The sequence below is a fragment of the Nonomuraea glycinis genome (assembly GCF_014646515.1).
GTDB lineage: Bacteria > Actinomycetota > Actinomycetes > Streptosporangiales > Streptosporangiaceae > Nonomuraea > Nonomuraea glycinis.
Map to the genome: position 1 here is coordinate 95754 of NZ_BMNK01000010.1, position 21089 is coordinate 116842.

At 66.9% G+C, this 21089-nt stretch carries 17 protein-coding genes; 6 read left to right on the plus strand and 11 right to left on the minus strand.

Annotation, left to right across the window (positions count from 1 at the left end):
- Positions 1–24: 24 nt before the first annotated feature.
- From IEY87_RS26710 to IEY87_RS26740, 7 genes are all read right to left on the minus strand, one after another.
- Positions 25–1236 (minus strand): MFS transporter, encoded by a 1212-nt coding sequence (locus IEY87_RS26710; RefSeq protein WP_189141533.1) that lies wholly within the window; start codon positions 1234–1236, stop codon positions 25–27.
- 39 nt (positions 1237–1275) lie between these two features.
- Positions 1276–2220 (minus strand): fumarylacetoacetate hydrolase family protein, encoded by a 945-nt coding sequence (locus IEY87_RS26715; RefSeq protein ID WP_189141534.1) that lies wholly within the window; start codon positions 2218–2220, stop codon positions 1276–1278.
- Between the two features lie 10 nt (positions 2221–2230).
- Positions 2231–3181, minus strand: a complete 951-nt coding sequence (locus tag IEY87_RS26720; RefSeq protein WP_189141535.1) for a VOC family protein — start codon at positions 3179–3181, stop codon at positions 2231–2233.
- Positions 3181–4206: an amidohydrolase family protein gene (locus tag IEY87_RS26725; RefSeq protein WP_189141536.1), complete on the minus strand. Its 1026-nt coding sequence runs from the start codon at positions 4204–4206 to the stop codon at positions 3181–3183. Before IEY87_RS26725 ends, IEY87_RS26720 begins: the two co-directional genes overlap by 1 nt.
- Positions 4203–5327, minus strand: coding sequence for an FAD-dependent monooxygenase (locus IEY87_RS26730; RefSeq protein ID WP_189141537.1), 1125 nt, complete (start codon positions 5325–5327; stop codon positions 4203–4205). Before IEY87_RS26730 ends, IEY87_RS26725 begins: the two co-directional genes overlap by 4 nt.
- On the minus strand, positions 5324–6256 hold the full coding sequence (locus IEY87_RS26735) for a fumarylacetoacetate hydrolase family protein (protein WP_225278074.1): 933 nt from the start codon (positions 6254–6256) through the stop codon (positions 5324–5326). Before IEY87_RS26735 ends, IEY87_RS26730 begins: the two co-directional genes overlap by 4 nt.
- Before the next feature lie 137 nt (positions 6257–6393).
- Positions 6394–7323 (minus strand): LysR family transcriptional regulator, encoded by a 930-nt coding sequence (locus IEY87_RS26740; protein WP_225278073.1) that lies wholly within the window; start codon positions 7321–7323, stop codon positions 6394–6396.
- A gap of 134 nt (positions 7324–7457) precedes the next feature.
- Here IEY87_RS26740 and IEY87_RS26745 point away from each other — a divergent pair, with 134 nt between their 5' ends.
- The gene (locus IEY87_RS26745; protein WP_189141539.1) at positions 7458–8387 is read left to right on the plus strand and encodes an MBL fold metallo-hydrolase; all 930 of its coding nucleotides are present in this window, start codon (positions 7458–7460) and stop codon (positions 8385–8387) included.
- A gap of 40 nt (positions 8388–8427) precedes the next feature.
- On the opposite strand, the gene IEY87_RS26750 is transcribed toward IEY87_RS26745, so the two are convergent.
- The 4 genes from IEY87_RS26750 to IEY87_RS26765 all read right to left on the minus strand — a co-directional run bounded on the left by IEY87_RS26750 (position 8428) and on the right by IEY87_RS26765 (position 11140).
- A complete protein-coding gene (locus tag IEY87_RS26750; protein WP_189141540.1) occupies positions 8428–8997 on the minus strand; it encodes a dihydrofolate reductase family protein in 570 nt (189 codons plus the stop codon).
- A 100-nt stretch (positions 8998–9097) separates the two neighbouring features.
- Positions 9098–9808 carry a DUF3558 domain-containing protein gene (locus tag IEY87_RS26755; RefSeq protein ID WP_225278072.1) on the minus strand — a complete coding sequence of 237 codons (711 nt, stop codon included), beginning with the start codon at positions 9806–9808 and terminating at the stop codon, positions 9098–9100.
- 274 nt (positions 9809–10082) lie between these two features.
- Entirely contained in the window at positions 10083–10283 is a 201-nt protein-coding gene (locus tag IEY87_RS26760) for a hypothetical protein (protein WP_189141542.1), read from the minus strand.
- Between the two features lie 614 nt (positions 10284–10897).
- Positions 10898–11140, minus strand: a complete 243-nt coding sequence (locus IEY87_RS26765; protein ID WP_225278089.1) for a GntR family transcriptional regulator — start codon at positions 11138–11140, stop codon at positions 10898–10900.
- A gap of 362 nt (positions 11141–11502) precedes the next feature.
- Between IEY87_RS26765 and IEY87_RS26770 the strand changes: the two genes are divergently transcribed.
- The 5 genes from IEY87_RS26770 to IEY87_RS26790 all read left to right on the plus strand — a co-directional run bounded on the left by IEY87_RS26770 (position 11503) and on the right by IEY87_RS26790 (position 21008).
- The gene (locus IEY87_RS26770; protein WP_189141544.1) at positions 11503–11865 is read left to right on the plus strand and encodes a hypothetical protein; all 363 of its coding nucleotides are present in this window, start codon (positions 11503–11505) and stop codon (positions 11863–11865) included.
- Between the two features lie 531 nt (positions 11866–12396).
- Positions 12397–18090, plus strand: coding sequence for a LamG-like jellyroll fold domain-containing protein (locus tag IEY87_RS26775; RefSeq protein WP_189141545.1), 5694 nt, complete (start codon positions 12397–12399; stop codon positions 18088–18090).
- 97 nt (positions 18091–18187) lie between these two features.
- Entirely contained in the window at positions 18188–19129 is a 942-nt protein-coding gene (locus tag IEY87_RS26780; protein WP_189141546.1) for a hypothetical protein, read from the plus strand.
- A 266-nt stretch (positions 19130–19395) separates the two neighbouring features.
- Entirely contained in the window at positions 19396–20265 is an 870-nt protein-coding gene (locus tag IEY87_RS26785) for a MurR/RpiR family transcriptional regulator (protein ID WP_225278071.1), read from the plus strand.
- A complete protein-coding gene (locus IEY87_RS26790; RefSeq protein WP_189141547.1) occupies positions 20262–21008 on the plus strand; it encodes a sugar isomerase domain-containing protein in 747 nt (248 codons plus the stop codon). The genes IEY87_RS26785 and IEY87_RS26790 overlap by 4 nt, the downstream gene beginning before the upstream one ends.
- Positions 21009–21089: the final 81 nt, after the last annotated feature.

Genomic DNA, 21089 nt, shown 5'->3' on the forward strand with positions numbered 1-21089 from the left:
GTCGTGCCCTGCGGTCAGTGTCCGTCAGTGTCCGTCAGCGACCGGCGCGGGCGGGACGGCGGGAGCGGGCGTCGGGTTCTGCTTGCGGAAGGTCAGGAACAGCGCGACCCCGACGACGACGGAGAGCACCCCGAGTGCGCCGATGCCACCCTGCAGACCGCCGGTGAAGAGCGCCAGCCCCGCCACGACGAGGGGGGAGAGGAACTGGCCGACGTACGCCGTGCCCGTCCAGAGCCCGGTGCCGCGCCCACGCTGGGAGAACTCGACGTTGTCCAGCACCCAGGAGATGAGCGTGGGGAAGAGCAGGCCGCTCGCGAACCCGGTGATGACGGCGCCGACCATCACCACCGTGACGTTCGACGAGGCGAAGACGATGACGAGGCCGAGTCCCGAGGTCGCGAACTCGGCGGGCAGGAGCACGCGCCTGCCCAGGCTCGCGAAGCGGCCGTAGAGCGCCGCGCCGACGGCGATGGCGATGGCGAGCACGCCGGTCAGCAGGCCGGTGGTCGCGGTGGACGTGATCCCGATCGAGGTCAGCACGGTGGACAGCTGGACGATGAGGATGTAGAAGACGACGCCGCCGAACAGCGTGACCCCGCACGGCGCGGCGAGCGCGCGCCACGGGACCCTGACCGCACGCGGATCCGCCGGCTCCGCCGACCGCTGGGGCGACCACAGGAGCCACGTCATCGGGACGACGAGCACCAGCGCGATCGCATAGACCCAGAAGGGTGCGCGCCAGCCCCCGACCCCCAGCGCGCCGCCGAGCGCGATGAAGACGACCCCGCCCAGCGACGCCGTCGTCGCCTGGAGGCCGATGTAGCGGTCGCGCTTCTCCTTCCAGTAGTCGCCGATCAGCGTGATCGCCGCCGTCGCGATGCCGGCCTCGAACACGCCGACGAACACGCGGCTGGCGATGATCGCGCCGATGCCGTCGAGCCAGAGGGGTGCGGTGCCGGCGACCGCGTAGCCGACCATGCCGACCTGCAGCACCCGCAGCCGGCCGAGCCGGTCGACGAGCTGCCCGGCGAACGGGGCGGTCAGCCCGATGACGAGCGCGGGGATGGTCAGCACGATCGGCACCAGGACCTCGACGCCCGGCACGGAGGCGAAATGCTGGGCGATGAGGGGGAGCACGGGTGCGATCAGGACCGCTCCGAGCACGGGCATGGAACTGGCCGCCAGGAGCAGGATGAGCTGGGGCAGTCCGGCGGTTCGGGAGGCGTCGGTGTTCATGGGGACCTCACGGCGTTCGGGGGGTGGAACGGGTCGACATCAGGGGCGGGTGCGAGGGCGGGGCCGGGCCTGCGCGATCGGGTGCGGCTCGCGTCCGGCGACGACGGTGTTGCGGAGGGTGCCGAGGCCCTCGACCGTCATCGTGACCACGTCTCCGGGCCGCAGCGGGGGCAGATCGGTGCGGCCGCGGCCCCACAGTTCGGCGAGGCAGCCGCCGTTGCCGCAGGTGCCGGAGCCGAGGACGTCACCGGGACGGACCTCGGTCCCGCGGCTGGCGTAGGCGACGAGGTCCTCGAACGGCCAGCCCATGTTGGAGAGCAGGTCTCGCCCGATCTCGACGCCGTTGACCGCGACCGTCATGCCGAGCGCGAGGAAGCCGTCGGCGTCGCGGTAGGGCTCGAGTTCGTCGGCCGTGACCAGGACGGGCCCGAGCGTGGTGGCGAAGTCCTTGCCCTTGCAGGGCCCGAGGCGGACGGCCATCTCGCGGAACTGGAGGTCGCGTGCCGACCAGTCGTTGAAGATCGTGTAGCCGGCGATGTGCGCGGACGCGTCTTCGGGGGCGATGTCGGCGCCACCCCGGCCGATGACGGCCGCGACCTCGCACTCGAAGTCCAGCCGGGAGCAGCCGGGCGGCACCGCCACGTCGTCGTGCGCGCCGACGAGCGCGTACGGGTTGGTGAAGTAGAACGTCGGGGCCTCGTACCACTCCGCTCCCACCCCGGCCCCGGCCGTCATCCCCTCGACGTGCTCCTCGAACGCGACGAAGTCGCGCACGGTGGGTGCGTCGACCGGTGGCAGCAGCCGCAGCCCGGCCAGCGGGACGGCGTCGCCGTCGGCCAGGGCCCGGGCGCCGGCGTCGCGGAGTCCATCGGTACGGAGCAGGTCGAGCACGGTGGTCCCGGCGGGGAGGCGCAGCAGCGTGTCGTCCCGCACCACGCCGCACCGCACCTGCCCGCCGGCTTCTGAGACCGTCGCGAAGCGCATCGTCCGGCCCTCAGACGGGCGGGGCCATGAACAGGCCCCGGTCCGGGTCGTTGAACGACTTCTTCGCGACGAACTCGTCCATCCGGTTGGCGGTGCCCCACTGGTCGGCCACGTCGGGATCGGAGAGGTCGTGCAGGCCGGGGTGCCAGGTGTCCTCGTCCAGGCGCTCCAGCTCGGTCGTGTACTCGATCGTGTTGCCCTGCGGGTCGAGGAAGTACGAGAAGGTGTTGTTGCCGGCCTTGTGCCGGCCCGGCCCCCAGATCTTCTCGACGCCGGCCCGCAGGAGACGGCCCGTACCGCGCATGTACTCGTCGATCCCGCGCATCTCGAAGCTCGCGTGGTGCAGGGACGGGTGCGGGCAGCGGGCGACGGCGAAGCTGTGGTGCCACGGGTTGCACCGCAGGAACCACATCATGTGACCATTGCGCGGGTGGGTGAGGATGTCCGAGAGCGCGAAGCCGAGGTGACGCTCGTAGAACGCGACGGTGCCCTCCGGGTCGGCGGAGTTGACCACCACGTGCGACAGGCGCACCGGGATCGACTCGCCCTCCTCGATCCTGCGGTGGGTCCGCTCGGCGACCTCGGCGGAGATCTCGACGGTACGGCCCTCGTTGTCGAAGAACCGGAACCCGTAGCCGCCGCCGGGCGTCGCCAGCACTCCCGGCTCCGACACGAGCCGCACGCCGTCCCGCGCCAGCCGCCCGGCGAGCGTGTCGACGTCGGCCGGGGTCGCGGCGCCGAACGCGATGAGGTCGATGCGCTTGTCGGCGGACCGACGAAGGCGCATCACGTACTGCTCGGGCGAGCCCTCCGCGGCGAGGAAGGACAGCCCGGAGTCCGTGGCGACTTCGGTGAGACCCCACTGGCCGGTGTAGAACGCCTGCTGGGCGGCCAGGTCGGGCACGGCGAGGTCGACGTGCCGCAGGTGCGTGATCAGGCGTGGAGCCGCCGTGTCGGGCATCAGGATTCCTTCCCGGGGACGAGCCCCAGCTTCTGCGCGGTGCCGCCGGCGATCGCGGCGCGGTCGCCCGCGTCCAGCCCGGCGGCGTCGAGGCGGCCGAGCGGATCGGGCACGCCCATGTCGAAGGGGTGGTCGGAGCCGAGCACCACCCGGTCGGCGCCGACGGCGGCGACCAGGGCGCGCAGCGCCTGCGGGGTGTGGACGAGCGAGTCGAACCAGATCCGGCGCAGGTACGCCGAGGGTGTTTCGGCGCACTGCCGGGCCTCGCTGCGCACCTGCCAGGCGTGGTCGGAGCGGCCGAGGTAGGTGGGCAGGTAGCCGCCGCCGTGCGCCGCGACCACCCGCAGGTCCGGGTGGCGGTCCAGGACCCCCGAGAAGATCAGATGCGAGAGGGCGACGGCGTTCTCGACCGGTTGCCCGACCGTGTTGGCCAGGTAGAACCGGTCGAGCCGCGCATCGAGCGAGCAGCCGAAGGGGTGCAGGAACACCACCGCGGCGGTCTCGGCGGCCCGCGCCCAGAACGGGTCGAGCCGAGCGTCCGACAGCTCGACGCCGGGGGCGAAGGAGGAGATCTCGACGCCCTTGAGGCCGAGACCGAGGGCGTCGTCGAGAGCGGCGACGCACAGATCGGGATGTTGCAGGGGGACCAGCCCGAATCCCACCAGCCGGTCGGGAGCCTGGTCGACGACGGCCGCCACGCCGCGGTTCGCCGCCCGGCACACCTCGGTCGCGAGCTCGGGGCGGGCCCAGTAGTGGTAGTGCGACGGGGACGGCGAGACGACCTGCACGTCCACGCCCGCCGCGTCCATGTCGGACAGGCGCCGCGCCACGGTCGTCAGCGCGGGCAGGGCCGCCCGGACCATCTGCCCCGACACCGCCATTGACTCCGCGCCGTGGCGCCGCGCCTCGAGCGCGCGGAGCTCGGCGAGCCCCGGCTCGCCGGCGACCAGCGCCTCCACCTCGGCGACGAGGCAGTGCGCGTGCACGTCGATGACGAGGTTTCTTGACTCCACGGGCGCGTTCACGGCTGCTCCATGAGCAGGGAGTGCACGCGGCCCATCAGTCCTGGCAGGTCGCCCCGCTCGCCGGCCAGCAGCCACCGGCACATCTGCACCGAACTCTCGACCACCGTGCGCGCGCGGTCGAGCCGGCGTGAGGTGAACGCCGACCACAGGTCCTCATCCAGGGTGTCGCGGGTGGTGAGCAGCTCGGCCAGCACCAGCGCGTCCTCCAGCGCCTGAGCGGCGCCCTGCGCCATCGTCGGCGGGCAGCAGTGGGCGGCGTCGCCGATCAGCACCGTGCGGCCGCGGTGCCACGGCCCGTCCAGGAGGTGCCATTCGAACCGCGCGTAGTTCACCCGGGACGGGTCGGTCAGGTTCGCGCGGATGTCGTCCCACGCGCCGTGGTAGTGCTCGGCGAGCCCGCGCATGACGGCCAGCCGCTCGTCGGCGGACAGCGCGCCGCGGTCCCGCGCGTCCTCGACGAGGTAGGCGTAGAGCGTGTCCTCGCCGGTGGGGCAGTATCCGGCGATGTAGGCCGCGCCGCCGTAGCAGAGGTCCGTACGGGTCACCGACGGCGGCCGTTTCGCGAACGCGCGCCAGATCCCCATGCCCACCGGCTCCGTCCGCAACGGGACGCCGAGCGCGTCACGGGTCCACGACCGCACCCCGTCGGCGCCCACGACGAGGTCGTAGCGAGCGCGCGTGCCGTCGGAGCACCCGAGGTCGACCCCGTGGTCGTCCTGTTCGAGCGAGACGGGCCGGACCCCGGTCCGCACCCTCGCGCCCAGGCCGACGGCGCGCTCGACGAGCAGGCGGGCCAGGTCGGGGCGGTAGATCCCCACCGTGGCGGGAAGCTCAGGACCGCCTGTCCGGGCGTCGGGCATCTCGGCCAGCAGCGCGCCGTCCGGCGTGCGCAGGGCGGCCGAGTCGAAGGCGTACCCCGCCCGCTCGACCCCTTCCCACACCCCGAGGCGACGCAGGACGCGCAGTGCGTTGCCCTGCAGCGTGACACCTGACCCGAGGGCGCCGACCTCCGCCGTGGTCTCGATGACGTCCACTCGCACGCCGGCTTCGGCGAGGAGGATGGCGACGCCCAGACCGGCCATTCCGGCGCCGATGACCCCGACGGACTCGACCGCGGTCATGGCGCGACCACCCGGGTGCGCTGAACGCCCAGCCCGGTGATCGTGCCGGTCATGACGTCGCCCGCGCGCAGCAGCCGGCCGTGGGCGATGCCGTTGCCCGCCGGGCTGCCGGTGAGCAGCAGGTCACCGGGGCGCAGCGGGGTCGTTCGCGACGCGGCCGCGACGATCGCGGCGACGTCGCAGATCATGTCCTTGGTGGACTCGTCCTGCATCACTTCTCCGTTGAGTTCCAGCCGGATCCGCGGGTGCTCGGGCACGAACTCGGCGGGTACCAGGTAGGGGCCGAGCGGGGTGAAGCCGGGGGCGTTCTTCGCGCGGTACCAGTCCGAGCCGATCGCCGGCATGTCGCGGCGGAACACCAGGTCACGCGTGGTCAGGTCGTTGGCGATCGTGTAGCAGGCGACGTGTTCGAGTGCGTGCTCGCGATCCACGTGGAACGCCTCCCGGCCGATCACGACGGCCAGTTCGAGCTCCCAGTCGTGCTGCTGGGAGTAGGCGGGGAGCACGACGTCGTCGTAAGGGCCGGTGACGGCCGAGGGCAGTCCGATGAACAGGTACGGCTCGCTGTCGGCGGTGCGGCGCTCCATCGCCGCCGCGGCCTCGGCCCGCACCTCGGACTTGGGCCGGTCGCCGGGAGCGTGCTTGACCGCGAGCTCGATGACGTGCGTGCGATAGTTGGCGCCGGCCTGAAGGACCTGCCCTGGCACGAACGGCTGCCGGAGCTGCTCTTGTTCCAGCGGGCGGGTGGCCTGGCCGGTCAGCGTGTGCAGCGTCCGCAGCACCGAGTCCCAGTCCTGCAGGAGCGCGTGCACCGTCGGCCCGAGGTCGGAGAGGTCCCGCCAGGCAGGATCCCCGTCGAGATCGACGACCAGCGCGGGACGCTCCGCGGTGCCGTCGGCGACCGTGGCGAGGGCGAAAGGGGCAACCACAGTGGTCCTTCCATCCATGTGCTGTGATGGCCACCACTGTCCGCTCGACCAACCGCATCGGGGAAGCTGAAATAGCTGATGCCCCACATAAGGCAGACGAATGTCGTACCAGCGGGCGGTGCTTCCACCGCGAACCCTCAGGCCCGTCGGTCGAGGTGCCGGGTCGTCTCGGTGAGGACCGACCGCAGCCAGGCGTGATCCGGACTGCGGGTGTGCAGCGGATGCCACCAGAGCGTCTCCACCACCGGCACCACGTCCCAGGGACAGGCGAGCACCCGGAGTCGGCCGGTGGCGGCCAGCGCTTCCGCCAGATGACGCTGAACGAGTCCGAGCCGACGACTCCCGACGATGTAGAACGGCAGCACGAGGAAGCTCTCGACCACCACCTGGACCCTGGGCTCGATCCCCAGTTGCTCCAACTGCCGCACGGCGGACAGGAAGCGGGTCGGTCCGTGGTAGGTGAGCACCCACGGCATCTCGGCGACGTCCGCCATGGTCAGGACATCACCGACGGCATCGTTGTCCTGGTCGGCCACGCACACCCACTCGTCGGTGAACAGGTCGATCGAGGGGAGGTTGAACACGAATCCGCGTGGCAGGATCATGCCGTCCACCCCGCGGAGCCAGTCGGCCGGGTTGTCCGTCAGGGGGTTCGAATGACTCTCGAACCGCATCTTGACGCCCGGAGCCCGGTCCGCGAGCACCTGCGTGACCCGCGGACCGATCACGGCCATGGCGTAATCCGAGGCCTGCACGGTGAACGTGCGCCTGGAGGTCGCCGGATCGAACACGGCCTCACTGGCGAACACGCGCTCGACCTCGTTCAGCGCGTGCGAGGTGCGCAGCCGCAGGGTCTGGGCGAGCGGGCTCAACTCGGAGGTGTTGCCTGAACGGATGAGCAGCGGATCGTCGAAGTGCCGCCGCAACCGGGCGAGCGCGGCCGAGAGGGCGGGCTGGGACAGGCCCAGACGAGCGGCCGCACGCGTCACCGACCGCTCCTCCAGCAGGACGTCCAGCGACACCAGGAGGTTCAGGTCCAGGTTCGACAGCTTCACGGCGGCCTCCACATCGCGCTCCCTGATGTGGGCATCAGCGCATTCAGCCTAACCGATGACCGTGCCGCAGGTCATCAGTCGCACTGATGGCGGGTATACGCGAAATCAGCTTCCCGACAGGAGCAGGCGGGCACGAGGGTAGACGCATGAGTGACGATGCTCTTGGTGATCCGCGGATCGAGGACTTGGGTGGCGGCCTCTACGCCTACGTGCAGTCCGACGGCGGTTGGATGATCAACAACACCGGGATGCTCGTCGGGCGGTCAGGGACGGTCGCCGTCGACACCTGCTCGACGGAACGGCGCACCCGCGCGTTCGCCGCCGCCATGCGTACCGTGTCGCCGGGACCGGTGCACACCCTCGTCAACACGCACAGCCATCCCGACCACACGGCCGGCAACGCCTGGCTGCCCGGGGCCACGATCGTCGCGCACGAGAACACCCGGTCGGAGATGCTGGCCATGGCCGCCGCGCCGCCGCTCACCGGCATCTTCGAGCCGATCGACGAGGGCTCGCTGCCGCCGGCGCCACCGTTCCTGACCTATCGCGAGGGCGTGACGCTGTGGGTCGACGACCTGCGCTGCGAGGTCCGCCATGTGGGCAGCCCGGCGCACACCACGAACGACTCGGTCATCTGGGTGCCGGAGCGGTCCGTCCTGTTCGCAGGTGACCTGCTGTTCGCAGGCGGCACACCCTTCCTCCTCTCCGGTTCGGTCGCGGGCTCGATCGCGGTCCTCAAGGACGTGATCGCCCCGCTGGGTGCCACGACGATCGTGCCCGGCCACGGTCCGGTGTGCGGCCCCGAGGCCATCGACGACGCGCTGGGATACCTGTACTTCGTACAGGAGGTCGCGAAGCAGGGCGTCGCGGCAGGGCTCTCGCCGCTCGACGCCGCCCGTCAGTGCGACCTCGGTCCGTACGCCGAATGGCTCGACAGTGAGCGCATCGTCGGCAACCTGCACCGCGCCTACGCCGAGGAGAACGGCGCCGCGCCGGGCGCACGCCTCGACATCCCGGCCGCGTTCCGCGACATGGTCACCTACAACGGCGGCCGCCCTTTGACCTGCCGGGCTTGATGGGCTGAACGTGCGAGATCCGGCCTGCCGGGACGGGCGGTCATCTCACGACCCGGAACCGCAGGTGTGTGACCGCGTCGGAGGCGATCACCTGAGTGCGCGTCAACTCGATGTGGCCAAGGTCTTCCAACAGCCGGCTTCCGGCGCCCAGCACGACCGGCACCAGGTTGATCAGCAACTCATCCAGCAGTCCGGCCTGGAGGAACTGCCGTCCCGTCTGGGCACCCATCACGATCACGTTCTTGTCCCCGGCGGCGTCCTGGGCAGCCTTCAGAGCAGCCCCGATACCGTCGGTGACAAAGGTGAACGTCGCGCTCTTCATGACGAGTTCGGCACGTGCCTGGTGGGTGAGCACGAAGGTCGGCACCGGGTAAGGGGTGTCCTGCCAGTGCGGCAGGCCGACGTCGAACGTACGCTTGCCGACCACGACCGCACCGGCCGAAGCGGACATCGCGGCGATGACGTCCTTATCGCGCGGGTCGGGCCGGTCCGTGAACATCCACTCGTGCAGCCGCATGCCGCCCTTGCCCATGGGATGCTCCGCACCGATGTCCGGACCGGCGACGAAACCATCCAACGACATGCTCTTGTACAGCACCACCGTGCCCATCGAGACCTCCTGATCGTTGCCTTCAGGAGGAGGACCACCCGGCCCCCCGAAACTCATCGGCTTCGGAGGGGCGCGGACTCTTCCACGACTGCCCCAGATATCACCGCACTGCCGCGATAGCCTGAGTCGCCACAATGTCGATCATGGCTTGGGCGGTGGCGTTGCCGATCGGCTTGCCGTCGCGCACCATACGTCCGGGCACGTTGGCACCGCTGACGTTGATCGTGATCACCACGTTGTCCTTGCGCAGGACAGCCTTGCCCTCGCCGCGCTTGGCGTCGCCCACTTCGTAGACGTAATACACGTAGTAGCCCTCGTCGAAGTGCTCGCCCGCCTTGGCGGAGCCGACCTGCTTGACCGTCCCCTTCACCGAGGGCGCCCCGCCGAAGATGCTGGGCTGCCGGTAGTCGTTCTTCCTCATGGTCGCGAAGGTCTTCCTCGCGACGGCCACGGAAGCGGGAAGCCCTTCGAACCCGGCGTCATAGGTGATGCTCAGATCCCTGAACGTGAACGGCGGGGCGTCGCCGGGGTCGTTGCTCCACTTGCAGGCCAGGTTGAGCCGGTCCCTCTTCCCCCGCAGCATCCCGATCCTCGACCGGGTCGACGCGGTCAGCACGCGGCAGGGGTTGGCGGGCACTGTGCGCTTGGCGATCTCAGCGGGCGGTTCAGACGTGGGCGCGGTCTCCTGCCTCTGCTGGGAAGGACTGGCCGCGGGGCTCACGGCGGAGGGCTGGGGCGCCGGCATGAGCCCACACGCGGTGGCCGCTCCCGCCAGGAGCGTCACACCCAGGAGGCCGCGCAACCACTTCACTGTCCGTCCTCCACGAAAAGATCACCTGCCGACCGTCCCCGCGACGGCCATGACCAGTACGGCGACCAGTGAGCCTCGCACCTTTGCCGGCACCGGAGAAGATCGATCCGTGCCAAACTCCGCCGTATTCCAGCCACTTTCGGTCCTGGGCCCTGGGTTCCGCGATCGGCCCTTCGCCGGCTAGAGCAGCCGCTCCGAATCGTCCGGCCACACCCGCTGCAGCTCCCCGTTTTGGTCAGGCTCGGCGCTGCTGTGGGAGGAAGCAGGTGCTCGCTCAAACCCTCGCTCGGGAGGCGAGGTCTTGCAGTGCGGTGCAGAGCAGCTTGGTGTACGCGCTCAGCACGGCGGCGGAGGGGTGACCGGTGTCGGCGTTCAGGTGTTGGGCCGTGTGGGTGAGTAGATCGGTCGCACTCGCGTGGCGGCCTTGGCGGCGCATGGCGATGGCCACCTGCCGGGAGGCGTGAGCGATGGCCACACCGTCCCCGGAGAGCTGAGCGGCGCGCAGGGCGCGATCGGCGGCGACCCACGCGAGGCCGCCATCGGTATGGATCTTGGTGGCGAGTTCCGCGGTGAGGTTGTAAATCTCGCTGAGGCATTGTGAACGCCATCTTGCCGGCGGCCGGTGGTCGCGGCGGCAGTGGTGGTCGCGGTGGCCACCAGCGGGGGAAGCAGCGTGGACAGGGCGGCGTAGCGGGAGTCGGCGAGCGCTGCCTGTGCCTTGTTCACCTGCGCTGTCAGGCTGCTCAGGGATGTGGGCTCTGCGGGGGCGGCGCTGATGAGCATGTGTTCAAGACGGCCGACGATGGCTTCGGCGGGCTGCTCCCCGGCTGCACCCAGGAGGGTAGATCCGGCCACGGTGAGAAACTGTCGGCGCTTCGCAGCCTGGTCCTCCCCTGCCGCGTAGTGGTTCATCCTCTTCGACCCGACGTACAGCGGCTCCCCGGCGGGCTTCTTCTTACGGACGACACCCTGCGAAGATGGCGTCCGACCCGGCCTGTTCACGGTAGCCGTATAAGAGTGGGCTGAGCTTGGGCGTTAATCCTCGATAGCGGGATCCCGCTATCGGCCCCAGCTGTAGTCAGGACCGTGCTACGGCTTCTTCGGCGTGGGTTCGCGTACGAACGAGCCGCGCCCCGGGATGGTCTCGATCAGCTTGAGATCATCCCGCAGGTATGCAATGGCCTGGCGGATCGTCGGGCGGGAGACCTCCAGCTCGCGTTCGAGTTGAACCTCGGAGATGACGTCGTTGTAGCCGATCTCACCTGCCTCGATCCTGCGCTGGATCTCGTCTGCGACCTGGCGCCACTTTGGGATCCGCGGGTTGAATTCCATCACGGCATAACTCTAGATAGACCCTTCACGACAAGCATAGAAGGGTCTATATGCTCCTATGATAATCGACCTTTACAGGCCATTACAGGAGTGCCATGATGGCGTGGTGTAGGCGGGCAGCGATCGCAAGTCGGTTGCTGGCACCGGAGGAAGGGGGATCGCGTGCTGGATCTGTACGGCAGGCCGCTTGGCGAGGTGGTGTGCGGCGGGAGTCAGCAGGAAGGGGCGTGAAGGGTTGTGTCCTGACCGCTGCGATTCCGGACTGGGAGCGGCTGAGCATGCATTGGCACGCGTACCAATGGGTCGGTGCGGGAGCCGACCGGAGCAACGAGGCTCAACGGCGGTCGTCGTCGCCTGACTTCGTGACGTCGGTGCTGTCGCCGAGGCGGACCAGCGACTGGCCGGCTAAGCCGGGGTCGCGGATCGCGGCGACTTTTGAGGAGGTGTGGCTGGCGGTGGTCTGGCTGGCCGGTGCGTACGGCAGGATCCGTGCGGAGTTGCCGCTGCCGGTGGTGTTGCTGGAGGAGCGGCTGGAGGCCGCTTTGGACCTGCTGCCTCGTGGAGTGGACGTGCGGTGGGGTGAGTGGCTGCACGGCGGCCGGTTCGTCACCATCGGCGTGGCGTGCTGCCCGAACCGGCACGTCCCCCTGCCCTGCCTTGCCTATGAGCGTGCGGCGGCCGTACCGACTCTGACAGCACGATCGACCGTGGAGGCAGGGCCATGATCGAATTTCATGGCAGTCATCTGAAGCCCTTGCGGGAGGGTTTTGTCCCGATCGTTTGGTCCGAATCGGTGCCGAGGTGCGGCTCGATCAGGGTTCGGGCGCATACATGTGAGTGCATCATGCCGTCGTACGAACTGTGCTCGGCGGCTGGTTTAGTCCACATCCGCCGGACCGTGCGGTCGGCCGAGGGCACCTGCGTCAGTGAAAGCCCTTGGCTACGGACCGCCGCAGCGCATCGACTGTGGGAAAGCCTGCTCGACGGCCACGCCCGATGAACCGCGTGCGGGCCCCATCCAACAGCCGAGGGTGACTGTACGGCTACGCAGCAGTTCGAACGAGAGTCGGGGGCGCAAAGGGGAAATATGAATTACCGAATTGTCATAGATTTTTCCCTTTGGGGATCGCTGTCCGGTCTGCCCGTGTTACGCGTTTTTTGATCAAGTTATTGTGATCTAGATCGGGTTGATCACTGACGATCTCCGATGAATGATCAAGGCTGACAATTCGAACTAACTTTCACGGAAGGTGTTTGTGGACGAGTTAGGCAGCCGATCGATCTTCAGGAAGAAGCCAAAACGGAGACTGGCGGTCGCAACGACGCTCACGGTGGCGGCATCGTTGCTGGTCGCGGTTCCGATCACGCAGGCCGTGGCCGACCCCGATCCGCAGGCCGCGGCCAAGGGCCCGGCGGTGACCACGTTCCCGCGCCCAGAGGACCCGGACGCGGCTCTGCGCGCCGCGGTCGAGGAGGCGAAGAAGCAGAACAAGCCGGTCGCGGTGCAGGCCGCCTACACGGAGACGTCACGTACGTGGGCATATCCGGACGGCCATTTGGCCACCGAGTCCTATGCCGGCCCGGCACAGCTCAGGCAGGGGGACGGTTCCTGGGCGTGGATCGACACCTCTCTGGTCGAGCAGAACGGCGTGTTGAAGCCCAAGCTGGCCAAGGCCAACGTGCGACTGTCGGTGGGCGGATCCGACCCGTTCGCGACCATGACCCTCGGCAGGGAGAAGTCATTCGGCCTCTCCTGGCTGACTGAGCTGCCTCGCCCGCAGATCAAGGGCAATGTGGCGACCTATCCAGGCGTCGCGGGACCGTCGGGAGACCTGGTCGTGACGGCGCTGCCGACCGGCTTCCGGCATGACATCGTGCTGCGCGAGCGCCCCACCGGCTCGGTGGAGTTCCGCATCCCGGTGCAGGCCAAGGGGGTCACACTCAAGAAGACCAAGGCGGGCGGGCTCTCGCTAGCCGGAGCCAAGGACAAGAAGGAGGTAGCCTCCGCCCCCGCGCCGCTGATGTGGGACGCGGCGGCCGAGAAGCCCAGCGCCGACCGTCCGGGGCGCCAAGCCAAGGTCGATACCACGGTGGAGGGCAAAGACGGGGCGACCGCCCTGCTGCTCAAGCCGGATGCCGCCTGGCTGGCCGATCCCGCCACCCAGTATCCGGTCACGATCGATCCGACCACGACCCTCGGAGTGACCCAAGAGGTCTCCATCAAATCACCGAACTCTCAGTTGTCGCCGGGGCAGGTCGGCAAATACGCGGAGTGCATTCGGAAGTGTGGGACGGGGGGCATCGAGGTCTACGAGATCCGTCCCACTCGTTCGCTGATGGCGTTCGACACGGCGCCGATCACCGGCAAGCAGGTGGTCAAGTCCACCCTGCAGTTGCGGCTGAAGAACGAGGTGTACGACTTCGACTGCGGCGAGTTCCAGGGGATCGCAGCACAGCGGATCACCCAGCCCTGGGAGGCCGAGGACACCGCCTGGGAAGACCAGCCGGACAGTACGGAGGAAGGCCGGGCGTCGGTCGACCCGTGCGCACTGCCCCCGACACCAGGGTCGGTGTGGAGCTGGAACCTCACCGACATGACCAGGCTATGGGCGTCCGGCACGGCGAACCACGGTTTCGTCATGAGGCTGACGGACGAGGAGACGACCCCGCCCAACTACGACGAGTCGTACTCATTCTGGCCCGCCATGTTCGGCACCAGCGATGCGCCCAAGCTCAGCGTGGACTGGGTGTTGCCCCCGGAGATCCCCACTGTGACCGCCGAGTCCATCGACTCCATGGACGGCAACGACGCGATCGCCCGCAGCCAGAACGTCAAGGTGACGTACAAGTCGGCCGTGCCGGAGGCGTCGCCGCTCAACTACACGGTGACGGTCAACGACTCGACCATGGCCGCGCCGGCCGTCGAGTTGCCCGCGGGGGAGGCCGCGTACTGGAAGCTTGACGAGGCCTCGGGCGGCACGCTCACCGACTCCTCCGGTAACAACCGCTCCGCCACCTTGAGCGGCGCGCACACCCGCGAGCCCGCCCAACTGGGCCAGGCGGTGAAGTTCACCGGCGGCAACGCCAAGACCAGCGGCCCGGTGATCAACACCAACCAGAGCTTCACCACCACGGCCTGGATACGGCTGGACAGCAGCACCACCAGTCAGAACGTCCTGTCGCAGATGGGCGTCAACTTGCCCGCCTTCAATCTGTCGTACGAGACCTCGACCGCGCCCGAGTTCGACCAGCGCTGGTGGTGGACCATGATCAAGGAGGACCACCCCACCGACGTTCGGCAGTCCTCGCTTCAGTCCAAGGACCTCGCCAAGATCGGCGAATGGACTCACCTGGCCGCCCAGTACGACAAGACAGCGGGCAAGATCCGCCTGTACGTGGACGGTGTGCTGTCCGGCGAGGCCGACCACACCGCCAACTGGAACGCCCGAGGCGCCTTCGAGATCGGCAGCTCGGGATATCCCCTCGGCGGCAATCTCAAGGGGGCTCTGGACGACCTCCATGTCTATCAGCGGGCGCTGACCGCCAACGAGATCCGCACCCTGGTCGGCGTGCCCGGCACCACCACCCACAACAACATCCCGTCCGGCCAGGCGCTGGACAAGGTCTTCGCGCTGGACAACCCGGCCAGCTTCAAGTTCGTGGTCAAGGCCTGCCGAGCCGGCGTGACGCCGCCTTCATGCAACGAGAGCCCGGCCTACCGCATCACGAGCGACGCCCCGACGCTGCCCTCCGACGCCGAGACCGGCATGGCCGACCCGACCCAGCCCATCCTCTCGGGCATGGTCAACCGCCCCTCCGGCGGTCCGGTCACCGCCAAGTACTACCTCTACGACAGCACCGGAGCGCCTGTCGCATCCGCGCCGCTCGGCAGTCGCACTGTCAATGGAGGTGAACGCGCGTCCTTCCAAATCCCTGCCAACACCGTGCAGCCAGGAAGCACGTACAAGTGGCAGATGACTGCGTGTGTCACCGCCCCGCAAGACGGCGGCACCGACCCGGACCCGGACCCGGACCCGGACCCGGACCCCGACCCCACCCCCACCCCAGACCCTGATCCTGATCCGGACCCCGACCCTGATCCGGACCCGACGCTGCCTCCTGGCCTGGTGGCCGCCTATGCCATGGACGAGGGCACCGGCACGACCGTCACCGACGCGACCGGTACCAACAACGGCACCGCGGACAGTACCTCCTGGGTCACCGGAAAGTACGGCAAGGGGCTGTCCTTCAACGGCACTTCCAGTTCCGTTTTCATCAACGACTCCCCGTCGCTGCAGATGACGAACGCCCTGACGCTGTCAGCCTGGGTCAAGCCCAGTGCTGTCGACGGCTGGCGTGCCATCATCGCGAAGGACTACTTCACCAACTTCGACATGTCCTACGCTCTGTACGCGTCCGGCGAGGGCGGCGTCCCGATGGCCTGGTACTCCACAGAGGACGAACCAGACGGGGCGCTGGGTGAGAGCCCTCTGACGCGCAACACGTGGGCCCACCTCGCCTTCACCTATAGCAGTTCCGGCGCCAGGCTCTACCACAACGGCTCCCTGATCGGCGATTTCCCCTCCGCCGGCGCCATCGCCGATGACGGCGGCGCCCTTCACCTCGGCGGCGACACCCCCTACGGCGACTTCTTCAAGGGCGTCCTCGACGACGTCCGCATCTACAACCGCGCCCAAACCGCCGCCGAAATCACCACCGACATGAACACCCCACTCGGAGGAGCAACCACCTCAGCCGTCACAGCGCAATCGACTAAAGTCACGGTCTCCTCCGTGAGTAGTACGGACAGCGAGGTATGTACATCAAAGACCGCACCGATCTCTTTTACTACCCCTGGCACACCTCCGGAAAAAGATCCCGTCGCTAAGGTCGGAAACCTTTCCCTGGGAAAGGACAGCTTTGTCGTCAAGATAGCCAAGACCGACCCCACCGCTTGTGATGGTTCGCCATGCACGGTGACTGACGATGCGGTGATCCGCATTGGCGGAGCCGGCATCAACAAGACGGCAGCGGTCATCGGGTTCCGGCTCGATGAAATTCCTGATGGTGCAGGCGTGTCCGAGAGCATGCTCAAACTAGGTACACCGACTTGCTCGGCTGGGACATGCCCTGCCGATGCAGTCATCTCCGCCGCTCCCCTCAAGGGTACGATCACCGCAGATACCAAGGGGGCGGACCTTGCGAGTGACATCGATGACACAGTCACGCCATACTCGCTGCCGTTGAGCGGTCCTCAGGCTGACATAGCCGGAAGCGAGTACCAGTGGCTCTTGCTCACCTCCAATAAGGAAGAGGTCATCACATTCGCTGAACCGAATGCAGCTGAGCAACCCACGCTGGCGCTCACCTATCTACCTGCCGGACCGCCAAGTAAGGTGCTCAACCTGACTGTCCAAGGCGGCGATGCCAGCGCGACCGCCAGTTGGGGCCTCCCGGAGAGCACGGGCGGCATCGCCATGATCGACGGCTACGATGTCGAAGTCCTTGACAGTAGTGGCACCCTCATCAAAACGTTGGACGTGGACGATCCATGGGCTGCTATCAGTGGGTTGGCAAATAATGTCACCTACACCGTAAAAGTGCGAGCCAAGACTAATTTCGCGGTTGGTGAGTGGGAAGCGGCCACAGCCACGACAAGGGCTATCCCGCCGCCGTCAACTCCTATCGGAGGTACGGGCTGCACTTTGGACTCGCCCTTAGCGTCATCATCCGCTGAAGCAACGGCGGATGAGTCTGGCGCCCAGGTCTATACTGATCGTGTTAAGGCCTACTATCAGGCTCAAGATGCCGTCTTGGAGGGGAGTTCCACCACCATCTGGGATGCTCCAGGTGTCATGCCTACCGCGCCCAGTACGGCCAAGCTCTCATTGCTGAATGCTGGTCTGGTGCGGCAGCGAGAGACCATGGCTTTGGCAGACAAGACGCGCAGCGACTCAGCAGTAGAGTTGGCTAATGTCGTTATCCAACAGGCAGATGGTCAAGTAAGGGTTACGTCCGAGGTTACGCGTAGGTGGACGGAAACAACTGGTTCGGGTTCTGGCAACGCTCGCTCGCAGGCGAGTGGCGGCATTGTCGAACCAAGCGAGGCGACAATCTCGATATTCGTATTCGACCGGTGCGGAAACGTCAGCATCATTGATGTCCCGCTCGATGTGAACGAAGACCCCACTGACGCGGGTGACTCCGCTTCAGGCGGCGGATCGAGCGGTCCAGGGCGCGACGCGTGCGAGGGTCAACCGCATCGTCAAGAAACCGAGCAGTACCGGTCGAACAGCACTGACAGGACGAGGTTGTGGAAGTACTGGCAACTCCACGTTCAATCAGCATCCTGCTGGAATGACGAAAAAAGTGGAGGTACTTTCTGGAGAATTCAACCGTTCAAGAACTGGGCTCGCCTATATCCGACCAACGGTGCCAAGTGGTCCTATCCCAATGACAAGGACAAGGACGCTCTGGCAAAGTACATTCGAACGCACTCCAAGTTGACGCTCGGTACGACAGCCTGCTTCAGGAATTTGTCGTACGATGCGACTTTAGACGGCCAGGCCACATTCGGGATTAAGCCTTTGGCGGGTGCCGACGCGAGCGTAAGCATCGGAATCAGCGGAAAGGTGGAGGAACGCTGCAGTCGGAAAATAACCAGGAAATGGCCGAATACGGTTGATGCGGTTACGATCGATCTCGATTTCGTCGATGCGGAATGCTGGGATCATGTACTTTCGAAGTGCTGGATCGACGCCTATCAGCACACCGTCGAAGCGGATCTGCTTTTTAGGTGGTACACAAAGAAAAAAGAAGGTGGAAAGACTGTCACCGAAATTCACCACGACAACCTTACTGCCACATCCAAGTGTGCTTGGACCAGGGCAGGCGGATATCCGTACAGCGGAGCCGGCACTGATGGCTACATGTGCATAAGCCTCGAATAGCTATGGTATGACCATGGCAAAATAGACTCTACGCTGAGGATGGTCGAATTTTCGTCATTCGGCCATCCTCGTTCGTTGTATCGAATCGGAGGGTTCAATGTTGCGCCATATTTCCCGTCCAGCTTGGGTGATTCTGACATCGAGTCTCCTTGTCATTATTGTTTTAATTTCCTTAATCGCAAGCAGGGAAGAGTCAAGGCCGGGATGGCCGCGCTTTTCCGGTGGCGATTATAGTCACTTTTATCGTGTAGTGCGTAGCGGCCTGTCTGTAGCAAATCCAGATTATCGGATTGCATCTGAACCTGGGCCGGAGAAGCCGCTGCAGGAATATTCTATCCGTTTTACGATTGAGCCCCAGTGGGCGCGCCTTGATGCAGAGCCGGCCTCGAAAAAAGCCTACGAGGCATTCCAAACAACATCGGGCGGTAAGCTCCTTATATCTCCCGCTGGGGCGGAATCCTTGGAGCCGGTTTTTCGCGAGTCCCGAATGCAAGAGTTGCTGTCAAAGCTCGGCGCCCACCCTCCCGTCGGGAGCAAAAAGGCCACGGCCGGGCTACTGGAGGGTCTTGGTCGATATGCCTCTGTGACGGCTATCGTGGAACTGGGTAAGCCGATGCCCGCTGCCGAGTTCGACAACGCGAAGGGGTTTGGCCCTGATAACATTCTCATCGCATCGCAGCCCGGAGAGAAACCCTTTTACTGGGATGCTTACCCTCACTGCGAAGATCGCAAGGTGGTGGAGGACTGTGACAACGTATCGCTGTTCCAGCAATTCGAGGCGTGGGTGGCCGGGCTTCGCACCGAAGACGCAGTAACGCTTACAGGGCTTAACTTGCGGATGGGATACCTCCAAGATGCAGCCCGACGTGGCTTGATCGTTGGTTACGTCGAAGTCAACACGAGTGCTCGAGAACTTCGCTTGCTACTCGATGACAGCAGGGTAGGCGCCATTCACGTCGTAGACGCACGGCTCAATTGTGAGGTCACTACAGCCGAGATATGCGATCCAGCGCCATGGTCGGAGCCTCAAGTCAAATAGCCGTGTGAGGCTGGCCTCCTGCCCTCCCTGGTCGGGGTTAGTTTTGAGAGGCTCTCCCGCGAAGCGCCGCCAGCACCTGGGTTCGGCGGCGTCTGCCCTTGCTGGCCTTGGGTCTGTGGTGAGACGCCTGTCACCCGCCAACAAGCCGCCTGCCAGGCGAAGCACGTAGTACGGGTGGAGCTGGAGCGCTTCTCAGGCCCAAGCAATGTCAAAAATTATCGCAACATACCTTGACGTCATCGTTTGTTGGGCATAATTATCATCTCGTGGAACTACTTGGCCGGATCCGGACCGAGCGGCATGAGATGCCCGATGCCCTGCGCAAGGTTGCCGACGCGATCCTCGCCAGCCCAGGCGAGGCCGCCAGGCTGACGATCGTCGACCTCGCCGAGCGGAGTCGCACCTCGACGGCCACGATCACCCGATTCTGCCGAGCTCTCGGCTTCACGGGCTACGCCGAGCTGCGGGTGGCCGTGGCCACCGAGACCGGGCGGGTCGCCCAGCAGACCTGGCAGACCGACATAGGCCAGGAGATCCTGCCCGACGACAGCCTGGAAAAGGTCCTGGGCGTGGTGTCGGGCAACGACATTCGCCTGATCCAGGAGACCGGCGACCAGCTCGACTTGGCCGTGGTCGCCAAGGTTGCGCAGGCCGTGGCGGGTGCGGGCCGGGTGCTGCTGTTCGGGGTGTCGAGCAGCGCCGCGGTGGCCAGCGAGATGGAGTACCGCCTGCAGCGGATGCGCGTACCCACCTGGAGCAGGTCCGACGCCCACAGTGCGCTCACCGATGCGGCGCTGCTGGGTCAGGGTGACGTGGCCATCGGCATCTCGCACAGCGGCAGGACGCGGGAGGTGATCGAGGTGCTGGCCGAGGCCGGCAGCCATGGTGCGATCACGGTGGCGGTGACGTCGCATCCGCGATCGCCGCTGGCCGAGGTGGCCGAGCTGGTGCTGACCACGTCCAGCAGGGAGACGACGTTCAGGGCCGACGGGTTCGCCGCGATTCACTCGCAGCTGCTCGTGCTGGACGTCGTGTACGTGTCGGTCGCCCAGCGTACGTACGAGCGGACCAGGCAGGCGTTCGACGTCACGGTCAGGGCCGTGCAGGGACATCGCCTGCCGGAAGGAGATATATGACGATAAATCCGGACGCATTCGCCGAGCACATCGCCCACCTCGTCCAAGAGATCCCCAAAGACCCGGCCATCCACCAGGCCGCCGACCTCTTCACCCAGGCGCTGACCAAGGGCGGCGTCATCCAAGCGTTCGGCTCCGGTCACTCCGAGGCCGTCGCCATGGAGATCGCCGGCCGCGCCGGCGGCCTCGTCCCGACGAACCGGCTCGCGCTCAGGGACATCGTCCTGTACGGCGACGCGCCCCGAGAAGAGCTGGACCGCTACGACCTCGAACGCGACCCGGCCGTGGCCCACGCCATTCTGGCCAACGCCCCCGTCCACGACCACGACCTCTTCGTGATCATCTCCAACTCCGGCGTGAACGGCGTCGTGGTCGAGCTCGCCACCCTGGTCAAGGAGCGCGGCCACCCCCTGATCGCCATCACCTCGCACGCGCACAGCGACGCGGTCCCCTCCCGCCACCCCTCGGGCCGCAAACTCACCGACCTGGCCGACGTCATCCTCGACAACCGAGCCCCGTACGGCGACGCCGTGCTCCCCCTGCCCGACGGAGGCGCGACGGGTGCCGTCTCCACCATCACCTCAGCCCTCCTCGCCCAACTCGTCGTGGCACAAACAGTCAGCAACCTCCTCCAAGCCGGACAGGTCCCCCCGGTCTACCTCTCGGCCAACGTGCCGGAGGGCGACGCGCACAACCTCAAGCTCGAAGCCCTGTACGCGGGCCGCATCCGCCGAGGCGCCTGACCCCGACCCGGTCACGTCAGCCCCACCACGACGCCGGCGCACGCAGGCGTACGAGAGCCGCACCAAGCCGCACGACAGCTC